The sequence below is a fragment of the Pseudomonas graminis genome (genome assembly GCF_900111735.1).
Lineage (GTDB): Bacteria > Pseudomonadota > Gammaproteobacteria > Pseudomonadales > Pseudomonadaceae > Aquipseudomonas > Aquipseudomonas graminis.
Genome location: NZ_FOHW01000003.1, coordinates 88679 through 103691 on the forward strand (window position 1 = coordinate 88679; position 15013 = coordinate 103691).

Sequence of the window (15013 nt, forward strand, 5' to 3'; positions counted from 1 at the left end):
TCGATTAGGGGACACCATCGGCGTCGATGCCAGCGCAAACTTGAAAAGTCCATGTGCAGCGACTTCAAGTCACTAGGGATCACGCAGATAGTCCGGGTACCAGCCCGGATGCCCCTGCTGGTTTCATTTCTTCAAAATAAGAGCTGAAGCCATAAGACAACTGCTCAGGTTAAAACTACGGCGCCGGTTGAAGCCTGCGCCGCAGCGTCTACGGGTGCTGCATTAGCGGGTGCTGCGGTGTTACAGGTGCGGCAAACTCAGACACCGCTCTTGAGCAGCATGTTGCGCACGTGACCAATGGCCTTGGTTGGGTTCAGGCCTTTCGGGCAAACGTTGACGCAGTTCATGATGCCGCGGCAGCGGAACACACTGAACGGATCGTCCATCGACGCCAGACGCTCTTGCGTTCTGGTGTCGCGGCTGTCCGCCAGGAAACGGTAGGCTTGCAGGATCGCCGCAGGACCCAGGAACTTGTCCGGGTTCCACCAGAAGGACGGGCAGGACGTCGAGCAGCAAGCGCACAGAATGCACTCGTACAGGCCGTCGAGTTTTTCCCGCTCTTCCGGAGACTGCAGGCGCTCGATGGACGGAGCCGGCGTATCGTTCTGCAGGAATGGCTTCACCTTCTCGTACTGCTTGTAGAAGATGCTCATGTCGACGGCGAGGTCACGGATGACCGGCAGGCCAGGCAGTGGGCGAACCACCAGCTTGTTGCCCTTGATCACAGCCGACAGCGGCGTAATGCAGGCCAGACCATTCTTGCCGTTGATGTTCATGCCGTCGGAACCGCACACGCCTTCGCGGCACGAACGACGGTACGAGAAGCCTTCGTCCTGCTCTTTGACCAGAGCCAGGACGTCCAGCACCATCAGGTCTTTGCCACCGGTGTCGACCTGGAAATCCTGCATGAACGGCGCGGCGTCCTGATCAGGGTTGTAGCGATAAACACTGACTTGCAACATGGCGGTCACCCTTAATAAGTCCGAATCTTAGGTTCAAAAGTCGGAACAGTTTTCGGCGAGAAGTTCACGGCACGCTTGGCTACGCTCTTGTCACCCGGGAAATAAAGGGTGTGGCACAGCCAGTTCTCGTCGTCGCGATCTTCGAAGTCTTCACGGGCGTGGGCGCCACGGGACTCCTTGCGATGCTCTGCGGCGATCGCCGTTGCTTCAGCGACTTCCAGCAGGTTCTGCAGCTCCAGCGCTTCGATCCGGGCAGTGTTGAACGCCTGGCTCTTGTCGTTGATCTTGACATTGGAAATACGCGTGCGCAGGTCAGCCAGCTGGGCAATACCCTTCTGCATGTATTCGCCGGTACGGAACACACCGAAGTAGTTCTGCATGCAGCTCTGCAGCTCTTTGCGCAGGGTAGCGACGTCTTCGCCCTCGGTACGCGAGTTCAGGCCATTGAGGCGAGCGAGCGCGACGTCGATGTCGGTCTCGGAAGCGCGACGGTAGTCGACGCCTTCGTTGAGCGCCTGCTCCAGGTGCAGACCGGCGGCCCGACCGAACACCACCAGATCGAGCAGCGAGTTGCCGCCCAGACGGTTGGCACCGTGAACCGATACACACGCCACTTCACCGACCGCGAACAGGCCCGGGATGATGGTGTCGACGCCGGCGGCGTCCTGGGTGATTGCCTGACCATGAATATTGGTGGCAACGCCGCCCATCATGTAGTGGCAGGTCGGTACGACAGGGATTGGCGCAACGGCCGGATCGACGTGTGCGAAGGTCTTGGACAGCTCCATGATCCCTGGCAGACGGCTGTGCAGCACTTCTTCACCGAGGTGATCGAGCTTGAGCATCACGTGGTCGCCGTCGGGACCGCAACCGTTGCCGGCAATGATCTCTTTAACCATCGAACGAGCCACTACGTCACGACCGGCGAGGTCCTTGGCGTTTGGTGCATAGCGTTCCATGAAACGCTCGCCGTGCTTGTTGATCAGGTAACCGCCTTCACCACGGCAGCCTTCGGTGACCAGTACACCTGCGCCGGCGATGCCGGTCGGGTGGAACTGCCACATTTCGATATCCTGAACCGGGACACCGGCACGCAACGCCATGCCGATGCCGTCGCCGGTGTTGATCAGGGCATTGGTGGTGGAGGAATAGATGCGGCCGGCACCGCCGGTGGCCAGTACAGTCGCGTCGGCGCGAATGTAGGAGGTTTCACCGGTTTCGATGCAGATGGCGATGATGCCGACGAACACGCCGTCCTGGTTCTTGACCAGATCAACTGCGTAGTACTCGTTGAGGAATACGGTGCCGGCTTTCAGGTTGGCCTGATACAGCGTGTGCAGCAGCGCGTGACCGGTACGGTCGGCAGCAGCACAGGTACGTGCAGCCTGACCGCCCTTGCCGAAGTCTTTCGACTGGCCGCCGAACGGACGCTGATAGATGCGGCCCTGCTCGGTACGGGAGAACGGCAAGCCCATGTGCTCGAGTTCGAACACGGCTTCCGGGCCCACGGAACACATGTATTCGATAGCGTCCTGGTCACCGATATAGTCGGAGCCCTTGACGGTGTCGTACATGTGCCAGCGCCAGTCATCGTTCGGATCGGCCGAAGCGATTGCGCAGGTGATGCCACCCTGGGCGGAAACGGTGTGGGAGCGAGTCGGGAATACCTTGGTGACGACAGCGGTCTTGTGGCCGCCCTGAGCCAGTTGCAATGCGGCACGCATGCCCGCACCGCCGCCGCCAATGATAATGGCGTCGAATGAAAGCGTATTAATGTTAGCCATGGATCAGATACCCCAAAGAATCTGCACACCCCAGACGAAGTAAGCGAACATCGCAATGCCGCACACCGCCTGGAACAGGAAACGCACCACTGTCGCGGACTTGCCCAGCGCCATCGGCGTCAGGTAGTCGGTCGCGATGGTCCACATGCCGACCCAGGTGTGAGCCGCCAGGGCCACAAGGGCCAACAGACTGAAGATGCGCATTGCGTTATGGGAGAACAGCGCGTGCCACGTGGCGTATTCGAGGCCAGGGTGCGCGACCAGGTACCCGATCAGGAAAATGAAATAAGCCGCGAGTACGACGGCGGAGACGCGTTGCGCCATCCAGTCATACAGGCCCGAACGAGAAAGGTTGGTGACGTTGGTTACCATATCCACACTCCTGCCAGAACGATCACCACCAGAGACACGGCAATCACGATTTTAGAGCCCAGCTTGCCGCCTTCCAGCGTCTCGCCAATGCCCGAGTCCATGATGAGATGACGGACGCCCGCCACCAGGTGATACAGCAGTGCGGACAGAAGAGCCCAGATCACGAACTTGGCCAGCGGACTGGTCAGTCCCGCTTTCACCGACGCGAAGCCTTCCTCGGAGTCGAGCGACAGGTCCAATGCATAAAGCATGATGGCAATGCCGACGAAGAGGATGACACCGGAAATACGGTGAAGGATGGACGTGTAAGCAGTGATTGGGAGTTTGATGGTCCTTAGGTCTAGGTTTACAGGTCGTTGGCTTTTCACGGCTTTTTTTCACACTGAAGAGCCCTAACACTCAGGGCAAGTTGTTGGGAAGTGTACTGGTCAGGTACCCACTACCCAGGAAGTGACCAACCCCGTTGAATCGGGCCTGAAAGCCCCTGGCGGTCGGACGCCGAGTATAGACAGTTAGCCAACTAATGACAACGCGCAGACCCTGTGCCAAGGGTGGATTGCTTTAGCCCGATAATTGGCGTAAATGGCCCGTAATTTCGACGAAAACCATGGGTTAAAGCCTTCTGCCACAAGACTTTTGGCAAATTGACTTTAGAATTTATCTCACTATAGTGATGCGGGCCCTGCGTGGGGGGTCTGTCTGATGATTTGAAGCATAATTAGGAGGCCACATGGCTGATAAAAAAGCGCAGTTGATCATCGAGGGCGCAGCCCCCGTCGAGCTGCCCATTCTGACCGGCACCGTTGGTCCCGATGTTATCGACGTACGCGGCCTGACTGCCACCGGACGCTTCACATTCGACCCAGGCTTCATGTCCACCGCCTCATGCGAATCGAAGATCACCTACATCGACGGTGACAACGGCATTCTCCTGCATCGCGGCTACCCGATCGAACAGTTGGCCGAGCAATCGGACTACCTGGAAACCTGCTACCTGCTGCTCAACGGCGAACTGCCAACCGCCGAGCAAAAAGCCGAATTCGTCGTCACCGTGAAGAATCACACCATGGTGCACGAGCAACTGAAGACCTTCTTCAACGGTTTCCGTCGCGACGCCCACCCGATGGCCGTCATGTGCGGAGTGGTCGGCGCCCTTTCGGCGTTCTACCACGACTCCCTGGACATCAATAATCCGCAGCACCGGGAAATCTCCGCGATCCGTCTGGTCGCCAAGATGCCGACCCTGGCCGCAATGGTTTACAAGTACTCCATGGGTCAACCCATGATGTACCCGCGCAACGACCTCAGCTACGCGGAAAACTTCCTGCACATGATGTTCAACACGCCGTGCGAGATCAAACCGATCAGCCCGACGCTGGCCAAGGCCATGGACCGGATCTTCATCCTTCACGCCGACCACGAACAGAACGCCTCGACGTCCACCGTGCGCATGGCGGGCTCCTCGGGCGCCAACCCGTTTGCCTGTATCGCCGCCGGTATCGCCGCACTCTGGGGCCCTGCCCACGGTGGCGCGAACGAAGCTGTGCTGACCATGCTTGATGAAATCGGCGATGTGTCCAACATCGACACCTACATCGCCAAGGCCAAGGACAAGAACGATCCGTTCAAGCTGATGGGCTTCGGTCACCGGGTTTACAAGAACCGCGACCCGCGCGCCACCGTGATGAAGCAGACCTGCGACGAAGTCCTGCGCGAGCTGGGCATCACCAACGACCCGCAGCTCGAACTGGCCATGCGTCTCGAAGAGATCGCCCTGACCGACCCGTACTTCATCGAACGCTCGCTGTACCCGAACGTCGACTTCTACTCGGGCATCATCCTCAAGGCGATCGGCATCCCGACCAGTATGTTCACCGTGATCTTCGCCCTGGCGCGAACCGTCGGCTGGATTTCCCACTGGAAAGAAATGCTGTCGAGCCCTTACAAGATCGGCCGTCCGCGCCAGCTGTACACCGGCGAAGTGTCACGGGACATCGTTCCGCTGGCCGAGCGCAAGTAACTCGGTAGCACCGACGAAGACACAAAAAAGGCTGCCCTCGGGCAGCCTTTTTTGTGGTTGGCTGTGGCTCGCAAGCGAACCCGTCAGTTCTTCTCGGCACGCTCCTTGAGCGCCTTGAGCGTGTTGAACGGCGCGTCCACCACGAACTTGTTCGCCAGCCAGGACGGAACGCTGCCGCCAGGCTCGGTATGCACCTGGTAGGTGACCTCGGTCAGGTTGTCGCCCTTGGGTACGAATTTCCAGAACCCCTCGACCTGGGCCACCCGCACAAAGCCCTTCTCTTCCGGAATGTACTTTGGATCACCTTCCAGCTCACGGGTCACGCTGCCGTCGGCGCCCTCCACCGTGGTCACTTTCAGCACCGAATCCCTGGGCGTCACCGGCCACGGCGTATTGAACTGGGAGTAGGTCCAGGTCTTGTCGCCCTCGTGCTTGAGGATCTTCTGCAGCTTGCACTCGTGAATCCAGGCACAAGCGCTGACCACGTCTTCCTGCAAGGCGCGGAGCTTGCCGATGCCCGCCTTGATGGTGGTCACACCCTGATAGGCCTTGTACTGGGAACCTGGAAATTCGCTGAGTGAGACCTTGATCCCCTCCTCGTTCTTCGCGACTTTCCACTCCTCAGCCTGTGCTGAAGCTGCCACCCATACAGTCAGCCCCAATCCGAAAGCAATGCGGTACAGCGAACTCATACGTTGTTCCTTATTGTTGAAGTTCAGTCGTGCCAAGGCCGCGATTCACGCGACCGATGTCATCTTTTCCCACCAGCCAATCAGACGGATCGCCTCCTCGGGATCGTTGCCACACACCTCAGGCTCAGCCGCGAACTGGCCGCACACCGCCGGCCTCCCCGGCTGCCCGAAAATACCGCAGAGCATGTCCAGCGAGAGGTGCAGGCAGCGCACCCCTGCGGGCTTGCCGTCGGGCATGCCGGGAATCGGTGAGGTAATGGACGGCGCTATGCAGCACGCGCCGCAGCCTGGACGGCATTCCATGAAGAGAACCTGTGTGTCATTGAGAACGATGGCCGGATCTTACGCGCTAAAACACACGTTTGAAAATCGGACGTTTTTGCACTGCCCGGCCAACATTACTGTTTGAATTTGAAATCCAAGGCAGCGCCTTCCACTTCCTTGCGCGCCTCATTGCGCAATTGCAAATCCATTTCATTGCTCAGCAAACGGCCATGCATCTGGAAATCAGGGTCGGCGTTCGCGTCGGGAAACATTTTCGGCAGGAGCGGCTTGGCACCGGAGGACTGGGCCTTGGTCTTCGACGCGGAGGTTATGACGTTAGCTGGCGGGGTCAGTTGCTTGACCATCTCGGGCGGCAGGCTCAGGTCAAGGGGCACCTTGTTCAGGCGCGTTTCCTTGACCACTTGAGACGCTGACTTGCTCTTGCTGGCAACGGGCGCCCGCCGAGCGACTTCGGCATTATCCGCTTTAACCTTGGCGGATTTGGCATTGGTGCCCGAGGGCTTGGCGTCAGCCGCTGTAACGTCAGTGACCTTTCTCGGCGCTACAACCGAAGCCTTGCCCGACGCGACAACGGGCACGGTCGTGATATTCGGCGCGAGGGAATGGACCGCTGGCGCGTCCGCAACAGACTTCTCCGCTGACGCAGGCGCATACTCAGCTGCTGACTCAGGTCCGGCGACGGGCTTGGCTGACGTGGCAGCCTCTGCCTCGGAACGCGCGGCAGGCGCCGAAGCGGTGGCTTTCGCCGGCGGAGCGGGCGCTTTCTCGGCATCACAGCCGCTCAGCAACACCAACAACATCACACTTATACAACGCAGTGATTTCATAGTCTGAACGGCAGTAAGTAAGACAGGGGCCATATGCTGGCCCTTTGCGCGGCGGCTGACAAGTTGCCCTGTCCGCCTCCCCCGATAGTATGGAAAGCGGGTAACTCTACGAGTTCACCAGGATTGCCCGGCATCCTGGCATAACTGCTTGGCCAGCATGCCCACCGTCATCAACGCCCTTTCCGCTTCACGGTTCCAGGGCAGCCCGCAATTCAGGCGAATGCAGTGATTGAACTGCTCCGTGTTACTGAAAATCAGGCCCGGCGCAATGCTGATGCCCTGCTCCAGGGCGCGCACGTGCAACTCCTGAGTGTTCACCCGTCCCGGCAAACTGATCCATAGAATGAATCCGCCCGCAGGCCGGCTGATCTGGGTGCCTTCGGGGAACATCTGCTGCACCGCCAGCTGAAACGCGCTTAGATTCTTGCGGTGCTCCTGACGGATAAAGCGTAAGTGCCTGTCATATCCGCCATTTTCAAGGTAGGACGCTACCGCCATCTGCGTCACGCTGCACGCCGAGTGGGTCGTGAAGGTTTGCAGGCGCTGGATTTCCGCCTGGTACTTGCCGGCGATCATCCAGCCAATCCGCACCCCCGGCGACAGGGTCTTGGAGAAGCTGGAGCAGTAGATGACATGGCCCAACCGGTCGAAGGCCTTCAACGCCTTGGTCTTGTTCTGGTCGTACATCAACTCGCCGTAGATGTCGTCTTCGACGATTTGAATATCAAAGTCCGAGGCCAGGCGCAGCAGGTGTTTCTGCCGCTCTTCCGGCATGGTGCTGCCCAAAGGATTGCTCAGCCGCGACGTCATCACCAGCGCCTTGATCGACCACTGGTTGGCCGCCAGTTGCAGCGCTTCCAGGCTGATCCCGGTATTGGGATCGCTGGGGATCTCAATCACTTTCAGGCCAAGCAGATCAGCCAGTTGCAGCAGGCCGTAATAGGTCGGGGATTCTGCAGCGATCAGGTCGCCCGGACTGGTCAGCACCCGCAGCGACATCTGCAGCGCATCGACGCAGCCATGGGTGATCACCACCTCCGAGGGGTCGATCACCACGCCAGCGTCACGCATGCGAATGGCCACCTGACGACGCAGCGGCTCGAAGCCTGGGCTGAACATGTAGTTGAACGCGCGAGGGCTCTGAAAGCGGGTGACCTTGGCCAGTTGCTGATGCAACGCGCGCAGGGGCAGGTAATCGATATGCGGCACCGCAGCGCCGAACGCGAACACCCCTTCCCGTCGGGCTTCGACCAGCACCTGTTGAATGATGCTGGCGCGGGTGACCAGGCCGGGGCGCTCCACCCGGGCGATATCGGGGGTCGCCGCCGTGAGGGCCGGAGTTTGATGCACGTAGTACCCGGACTGCGGCCGCGCGCGGATCAAACCCTGGTCTTCAAGGTTGGCGTAGGCCTGCAGGACGGTGGCATGACTGACGTTGAGCTGGGAGCTCATCTTGCGCACGGAGGGCACACGCTCGCCTGGCTGATACACGCCCCGGCGAATGTCTTCGGCCAGCTGTTGGGCGATGCGTTGGTACAGCAACAGACTGGTCATTTCGCGTCCCTCGATCCCGTGCTTTGATCATGCATGCGGCGATCAGAGAAGCAGGATCACCGGAACAGTTCGGAAGTGTACGGTGACAGTTCCTGTTCCGGCTAGAGGGCGCGGTGTTTGAATAGCGAGATTGATAGCCTTGCTAGGTGTCGTAAGAGCCGGCTTGCCGGCGAATGCGGTAGATCACACCCCCTCTACGGCGCCTGATCGAATGCGTTCGCCAGCAAGCCGGCTCAGACTCCGAAGCCGGGATACCCTGCAAAGCCGACAAAAAACACCACACGTTGAAAAGCCGGGCCAGCACCGTCAACCCTCTCAACGCGGCGCGCTGAGATGGCCCTTGTCGTCCGAGAAGACGATTTCGACACGGCGGTTCTGCGCACGTCCGCTTTCCGAGGTGTTCACGTCGACGGGGTACTGATCGCCGTAACCTTCGACCTGAATGCGGTCTTCCTCGATGCCCAGATCAGACAGCACGTCAGCGACGGACTGGGCCCGGTCTTTCGACAGCGTGAGGTTTTCCTGAGCGTCGCCGGTGCTGTCGGTGTAGCCCTCGATGCGCACCACGCGCTTGGGATTGAATTGCAGGAACTGCACGACCTTCAGCACCGTGCGGTTGGCCGAGCTTTTCAGTTCGGCACGACCGGTATCGAAGAGCATGTCGCCCAAGGTCATCACCAGCCCGCGCTCGTTCTGCTGCGTCGACAGGCTGATCACCTGATCTTCGGCCCACTTGCCCTGTTGCTGCGCGCCGGCCAGCTTGGCCTCACGCAAGGCCAGTTGCAGACGCTGGCGTTCCAGCTCCAGTCGCGCCAGCTTTTCCTGATTCAGCAGGAGCTTGCTGTGCTCGCGGGCGATCGCGCTGTAGCGGCTGCTCAGGTACGCGTAATGACTAACGTCGTCAGCGCTGCCGATATAGCTCGACAGGCGCTCGGCCCGGCCCAGCAACTCGCCGGCGCGGATCACATCCTTCGGCGCGCTGCGCAAGACGTTGGTGTCTTCCTTGACCTTCTGGTAATCGGCAATGGCGCCCTGCAACGCCTGGTCGCTGTTCTGGTGGCCGGCGCAGCCAGCAAGACTGGCACTGGCCAGCAACAGACCGACACTGAGGCTTCGCGCAACGGTATTCATTGGCCAGCCCCCAATTGCTTGCGTAGACGCTCAAGGCGCGTGTTGACCTGAGCCACCTGGGCTTCGCTCTTCTGCGTCAGCACTCGGGCCTCCGCCAGACGCGCGTCCAGTTCGGCCTGCTCCGCCTGCATGCGTGCGTCCTTGTAGGACTTGTCCGCCATGTCGGCGCGGGCCTGGGTCAGCTTTGTCTGCGCTGTCACCAGGTCCGGCTCTTCATCCGTAGCGCCGACCGCCGTGGCTTGGGCGACAGCCTGTTCGGTGAGTTTGAGTTGTTCGGTGGGCGCCGGGTCGTTGGCACAGCCGACGAGAGCGGCAAGCACGACAGCGGCAAATACAGGCTGGATTTTCAAAAGAAAGCTCAAAACACATTCCTACTGATGAAGGGCGCTACCGGACTGCTGCAACTGGATTTTCCACAGGTCCAGATTGCGCGTGACGGCTTCACTGGAGCGACCGGAAGCCGCCAATTCTGTCATTTTTTTCGCCAGCTGTCCGCGCAGCCATGGATCGTTGCAGGCGGAGTTGAACGACAGCGCCAGATAAAAGCCCGGGCGATCGAGGGGCATGGGCTGGGTTTGCAGGTCTTTGGCGATGTTCAGCGCCTGGGTCACAGCCATCCCGGCATAGCGACCGGCAAGGACGTAATCGACCTGCCCCGCCGCCAGTTTCTGAAAGGCCTGGGGAAGACTGGCCTGCTTCTCCAGCGTCAGGTGCGCCCTGATCGCCTCATCGAATCCCGCGGTTACCCGGGTTTTTTCGGACATGGCACCGGCACGGCCCTGCAGATCGGCCAACGAATTGAACGGCTGCTCATGGCCGTTGCGGGTCCAGACCATGATTTCGTTCTGGGCAATGGGCGGATGGATGAAATCCAGGGATTCCAGCTCGGCGCTGTTGAGCGGCGTGTCCGCCAGCATGTCCATGCGCCCGCTGCGCACTTCTTCAAGCGCCTGACTGCGCTTGCCGCCATACAGCAGCTCGACCTTGACGCCGATCTGCTGCGCGACCTCCTTGAGCAGGTCGGCATTGGCGCCCATCAGGTGTTTAGGGTCTTGGGGATCCCGCCACAGGTAAGGCGGCGCGTCCGGGCTGCCGGTGACGATAAGCCGGTCACACTTGCCCGCAGACCAGCCCAGCGACGGCAGCAACAGCAACCCGCCCAACAGTGAAGCCAGCGTCCGCTTTGGCGACAACATGAAAACGTCCTTTTTTGCCCATAAAAAAACCCGTCAGCTCCGACTGCCTGAGCGCTGGCTCATCGAGTGAACGATGATCAGCGCTTGCGACAGCCCGAGCGAACGGGTTCTCTTTATAAGTCAGGGAAGTGGATTAAACCAGCTTCTCCAACTCGGGGATCGCTTCGAACAGATCCGCCACAAGGCCGTAATCGGCCACCTGGAAGATCGGTGCTTCTTCGTCCTTGTTGATCGCGACGATCACTTTGGAGTCTTTCATGCCGGCCAGATGCTGGATCGCGCCGGAGATGCCGACCGCGATGTACAGCTGAGGCGCGACGATCTTGCCGGTCTGGCCGACCTGCATGTCGTTGGGCACGAAGCCTGCGTCGACAGCCGCGCGGGAAGCGCCGACCGCTGCACCCAGCTTGTCAGCCAGGGTGTACAGGTGTTTGAAGTTGTCGCCGTTCTGCATGCCGCGGCCACCGGAGACGACGATCTTGGCAGCGGTCAGCTCGGGACGGTCGGACTTGGCCAGCTCTTCGCTGACGAAGGACGACTTGCCGGCGTCGTGGGCTGCGCTGACGGCTTCAATGGAAGCAGAACCGCCTTCGGCCGCCACTGCGTCAAAGCCAGTCGCACGCACGGTGATGACTTTCACCGCTGCCGACGACTGAACGGTCGAAATAGCGTTACCGGCATAGATCGGGCGCTTGAAGGTGTCAGCGCTTTCGACCGAGATGATCTCGGAGATCTGATCGACGTCCAGGTGCGCCGCAACGCGCGGCAGGATGTTCTTGCCGTTGGAGGTTGCAGCGGCCAGCACGTGGCTGTAGGCCGAAGCCAGCTCGACGACCAGCGGTGCGACATTTTCCGGCAGCTGGTGTTCGTAGGCTGCATGGTCGGCCACGAGGACCTTGGACACGCCTGCGATTTTTGCAGCTGCTTCGCCAACGGCAGCAACGTTCTGACCCGCGACCAGGACGTGGATGTCACCACCGATTTTTGCGGCAGCAGCAACGGTATTCAGGGTGGCGGGAGCGATTGCGCCGTTTTCGTGCTCAGCGATAACCAGGGTCGTCATCAGATCACCTTCGCTTCGTTTTTCAGTTTATCAACCAGTTCGGCAACCGACTTGACCTTGATGCCTGCGCTGCGGGCAGCCGGCGCTTCAACTTTCACGGTTTTGTTGGTGGACGCAGTCGAAACACCCAACGCATCAGGCGTCAGCACTTCGAGAGGCTTCTTCTTGGCTTTCATGATGTTTGGCAGCGACGCGTAGCGCGGCTCGTTCAGACGCAGGTCGGTGGTGACGATGGCCGGCAGCTTGAGGGAAACGGTCTGCGCGCCAGCGTCGATTTCACGGGTGACGTTGACGCTGTCGCCGGACACTTCGACTTTGGAAGCGAAGGTACCCTGGGCATAACCGCTCAGCGCAGCCAGCATCTGGCCGGTCTGGTTGTTGTCGCTGTCGATCGCCTGTTTGCCGAGGATGACCAGCTGCGGCTGCTCTTTATCGACAACGGCCTTGAGCAACTTGGCCACGGCCAAGGAGGTCAATTCGTCAGCGGATTCTACGAGGATGGCGCGATCGGCACCCAGTGCCAACGCGGTGCGCAGTTGCTCCTGAGCGGTGGTCGGACCAATGGAAACGACGACGATCTCGGTCGCCACGCCTTTCTCTTTCAGGCGGACGGCTTCTTCCACAGCGATTTCGCAGAAGGGGTTCATCGACATTTTAACGTTGGCGAGATCGACGCCGGAGTTGTCCGCTTTGACGCGAACCTTGACGTTGTAGTCGACCACTCGTTTGACAGCTACAAGAACCTTCATGGATTCCTCGTTTCTCTCCGGTGAAAAGAAGTCGCCAGGCCTTGCCCGGCGATGGGTACTCGTCAGTGTAAAGAACACCTGTGAAAACAACGTATTCGTGGTTGCTGAATGCTGATGTCAGCAAAAGCGGCCACGCCCCGGCGGCAATCCAAGCCAGACAGTGACCGCCCGTGTAAACTGCAGCGCGCCGCCGGCGTGGTGCTGGTGGTAGTGCTGACGACTGCGTGGGGGCGATGCTCACGTTGCTTTTACCGGTGTTCTGCTACCGACGGTCTCTGCGCTGCTGCAAACAATTGCGGGACTGACGAACGACCCGGAGCAAGCGCAAAACCGCCCGTATCTTGACCGCAACGCCGGGTCGGGTCAATACGACATAAACGCCAGTCACAAGCCGTCTCACCATGATTTATCAGGGTTTCGGCCGATTCAAACAAACGTTTGTATTGGACCTGCGAGGTGGTGTAGATATAATGCGCGCCTTCAAGATGACACCCCGGGGCAACGACCTTCCCGGTGTCGGTTTAAGCATCTATAAAAATACGCCTAAAAAATACGCCGTTGAGCCTTGAGTAGGAGATAGCCTGTGGAACGCGAATTTATGGAGTTCGACGTCGTCATCGTCGGAGCCGGGCCCGCCGGGCTGTCTGCCGCTTGCCGCCTAAAACAGAGAGCCGCTGACGCCGGTCAGGAAATCAGCGTCTGCGTGGTGGAAAAAGGCTCCGAGGTCGGTGCTCACATCCTCTCCGGCGCCGTGTTCGAACCCCGCGCCCTCAACGAGCTGTTCCCCGACTGGAAAGCCCTCGGCGCCCCGCTCAACACGCCGGTCAAAAGTGACGACATCTATGTGCTGACCGGTGCCGACGCCAGCCAGAAAGTCCCGGGCGCATTCGTGCCCAAGACCATGCACAACGAAGGCAATTACATCATCTCGCTGGGTAACCTGTGCCGCTGGATGGCGCAGCAGGCCGAGAACCTCGGCGTCGAAATCTACCCGGGCTTCGCGGCTCAGGAAGCGCTGATCGATGAGAACGGCGTGGTGCGCGGGATTCTCACCGGTGATCTGGGCGTCGACCGTGAGGGCAATCCGAAAGAAGGCCTGTACACCCCCGGCATGGAACTGCGCGGCAAATACACGCTGTTCGCCGAAGGCTGCCGTGGCCACATTGGCAAGCAGCTGATCAACCGCTTCAACCTCGACAGCGAGGCCGACGCTCAGCATTACGGGATCGGCCTGAAGGAAATCTGGGAAGTCGATCCGGCCAAACATCAGCCAGGCCTGGTGGTGCACACCGCCGGCTGGCCGCTGGACATCATGGGCACCGAGAACACCGGCGGCTCGTTCCTTTACCACCTGGAAAACAATCAGGTCGTGGTCGGACTGATCGTCGATCTGTCCTACGCCAACCCGTACCTGTCGCCGTTCGATGAATTCCAGCGCCTGAAGCATCACCCGGTCCTCAAGCAGTACCTGGAAGGCGGCAAGCGCATCAGCTACGGCGCACGGGCCATCTGCAAGGGTGGCCTGAATTCGCTGCCGAAGATGGTCTTCCCCGGCGGCGCACTGATCGGTTGCGACCTGGGCACGCTGAACTTCGCCAAGATCAAGGGCAGCCACACGGCCATGAAGTCCGGCATGCTCGCCGCCGAAGCGGTGGCCGATGCGCTGTTCGCCGGCAACGAGGGTGGCGACGCGCTGAATGGCTATGTCGAGGGTTTCAAGGCCAGCTGGCTGCACGAAGAACTGTTCGCCAGCCGTAACTTCGGGCCCGCTGTCCACAAGTTCGGCGCGATCCTCGGTGGCGCGTTCAACTTCGTCGACCAGAACCTGTTTGGCGGCAAGATCCCCTTCACCCTGCACGACACCAAGCCAGACTACGCGTGCATGAAGCTGGCGGCCGACTCGAAGAAGATCGACTACCCGAAACCCGACGGCAAGCTGAGCTTCGACAAGCTGAGTTCGGTGTTCATCTCCGGCACCAACCACGAAGAAGAGCAGCCGTGCCACTTGAAGCTGAAGGATCCGAGCATCCCGATCAGCGTCAACCTGCCCAAGTACGACGAGCCTGCCCAGCGCTATTGCCCGGCAGGGGTTTACGAGGTGGTGACCCAGGAAGATGGCGCCAAGCGCTTCCAGATCAACGCGCAGAACTGCGTCCATTGTAAAACCTGTGACATCAAGGATCCGTCGCAGAACATTACGTGGGTAGCACCGGAAGGCGCAGGCGGCCCGACCTATCCCAATATGTAAGAGAAGCGGCAAGCTTCAAGCTTCACGCTTTGAGCTGCAAGCTTCCCGGCTAAAGCCGGTCCTACTGACACTGCGCGCGTTCAGTGGGACCGGCTTTAGCCGGGAAGGCGCCAGCGGTCATACCACAAAA

General features: G+C 60.0%; 15 protein-coding genes. 2 read left to right on the forward strand and 13 right to left on the reverse strand.

Features of this window, described 5'->3' with window-relative positions:
* Positions 1 to 257: 257 nt before the first annotated feature.
* From BMY98_RS03900 to sdhC, 4 genes are read right to left on the reverse strand one after another with little or no spacing between them, the layout of a single operon-like run.
* The gene (locus tag BMY98_RS03900) at positions 258 to 962 is read right to left on the reverse strand and encodes a succinate dehydrogenase iron-sulfur subunit (protein ID WP_074884973.1); all 705 of its coding nucleotides are present in this window, start codon (positions 960 to 962) and stop codon (positions 258 to 260) included.
* Between the two features lie 11 nt (positions 963 to 973).
* Positions 974 to 2746: a succinate dehydrogenase flavoprotein subunit gene (gene sdhA, locus BMY98_RS03905; RefSeq protein ID WP_074884975.1), complete on the reverse strand. Its 1773-nt coding sequence runs from the start codon at positions 2744 to 2746 to the stop codon at positions 974 to 976.
* Positions 2747 to 2749: 3 nt separating this feature from the next.
* Entirely contained in the window at positions 2750 to 3118 is a 369-nt protein-coding gene (sdhD, locus tag BMY98_RS03910; RefSeq protein ID WP_074884978.1) for a succinate dehydrogenase, hydrophobic membrane anchor protein, read from the reverse strand.
* Complete coding sequence (sdhC, locus tag BMY98_RS03915; RefSeq protein WP_074884980.1) at positions 3112 to 3486, reverse strand: succinate dehydrogenase, cytochrome b556 subunit; 375 nt, start codon at positions 3484 to 3486, stop codon at positions 3112 to 3114. Before sdhC ends, sdhD begins: the two co-directional genes overlap by 7 nt.
* A gap of 362 nt (positions 3487 to 3848) precedes the next feature.
* Here sdhC and gltA point away from each other — a divergent pair, with 362 nt between their 5' ends.
* Positions 3849 to 5138, forward strand: coding sequence for a citrate synthase (gene gltA, locus BMY98_RS03920; RefSeq protein ID WP_037009384.1), 1290 nt, complete (start codon positions 3849 to 3851; stop codon positions 5136 to 5138).
* Between the two features lie 83 nt (positions 5139 to 5221).
* On the opposite strand, the gene BMY98_RS03925 is transcribed toward gltA, so the two are convergent.
* The 9 genes from BMY98_RS03925 to BMY98_RS03965 form a co-directional block, all read right to left on the reverse strand.
* Positions 5222 to 5830 (reverse strand): START domain-containing protein, encoded by a 609-nt coding sequence (locus BMY98_RS03925; protein WP_074884983.1) that lies wholly within the window; start codon positions 5828 to 5830, stop codon positions 5222 to 5224.
* A 45-nt stretch (positions 5831 to 5875) separates the two neighbouring features.
* Positions 5876 to 6133 carry a YkgJ family cysteine cluster protein gene (locus tag BMY98_RS03930; protein WP_074884986.1) on the reverse strand — a complete coding sequence of 86 codons (258 nt, stop codon included), beginning with the start codon at positions 6131 to 6133 and terminating at the stop codon, positions 5876 to 5878.
* 95 nt (positions 6134 to 6228) lie between these two features.
* Positions 6229 to 6942 (reverse strand): hypothetical protein, encoded by a 714-nt coding sequence (locus BMY98_RS03935; protein WP_074884989.1) that lies wholly within the window; start codon positions 6940 to 6942, stop codon positions 6229 to 6231.
* A gap of 114 nt (positions 6943 to 7056) precedes the next feature.
* On the reverse strand, positions 7057 to 8496 hold the full coding sequence (locus BMY98_RS03940; protein WP_074884992.1) for an aminotransferase-like domain-containing protein: 1440 nt from the start codon (positions 8494 to 8496) through the stop codon (positions 7057 to 7059).
* Positions 8497 to 8811: 315 nt separating this feature from the next.
* A complete protein-coding gene (locus BMY98_RS03945) occupies positions 8812 to 9627 on the reverse strand; it encodes an OmpA family protein (RefSeq protein WP_074884996.1) in 816 nt (271 codons plus the stop codon).
* Positions 9624 to 9977 (reverse strand): DUF4398 domain-containing protein, encoded by a 354-nt coding sequence (locus BMY98_RS03950; RefSeq protein WP_074885343.1) that lies wholly within the window; start codon positions 9975 to 9977, stop codon positions 9624 to 9626. The genes BMY98_RS03945 and BMY98_RS03950 overlap by 4 nt, the downstream gene beginning before the upstream one ends.
* A 21-nt stretch (positions 9978 to 9998) precedes the next feature.
* On the reverse strand, positions 9999 to 10820 hold the full coding sequence (locus BMY98_RS03955) for a substrate-binding periplasmic protein (RefSeq protein ID WP_425438843.1): 822 nt from the start codon (positions 10818 to 10820) through the stop codon (positions 9999 to 10001).
* A gap of 136 nt (positions 10821 to 10956) precedes the next feature.
* The gene (locus BMY98_RS03960) at positions 10957 to 11886 is read right to left on the reverse strand and encodes an electron transfer flavoprotein subunit alpha/FixB family protein (protein WP_074885002.1); all 930 of its coding nucleotides are present in this window, start codon (positions 11884 to 11886) and stop codon (positions 10957 to 10959) included.
* The gene (locus BMY98_RS03965) at positions 11886 to 12635 is read right to left on the reverse strand and encodes an electron transfer flavoprotein subunit beta/FixA family protein (RefSeq protein WP_074885005.1); all 750 of its coding nucleotides are present in this window, start codon (positions 12633 to 12635) and stop codon (positions 11886 to 11888) included. The genes BMY98_RS03960 and BMY98_RS03965 overlap by 1 nt, the downstream gene beginning before the upstream one ends.
* Before the next feature lie 583 nt (positions 12636 to 13218).
* On the opposite strand from BMY98_RS03965, the gene BMY98_RS03970 reads away from it, so the two are divergent.
* Entirely contained in the window at positions 13219 to 14883 is a 1665-nt protein-coding gene (locus BMY98_RS03970) for an electron transfer flavoprotein-ubiquinone oxidoreductase (protein WP_074885007.1), read from the forward strand.
* Positions 14884 to 15013: the final 130 nt, after the last annotated feature.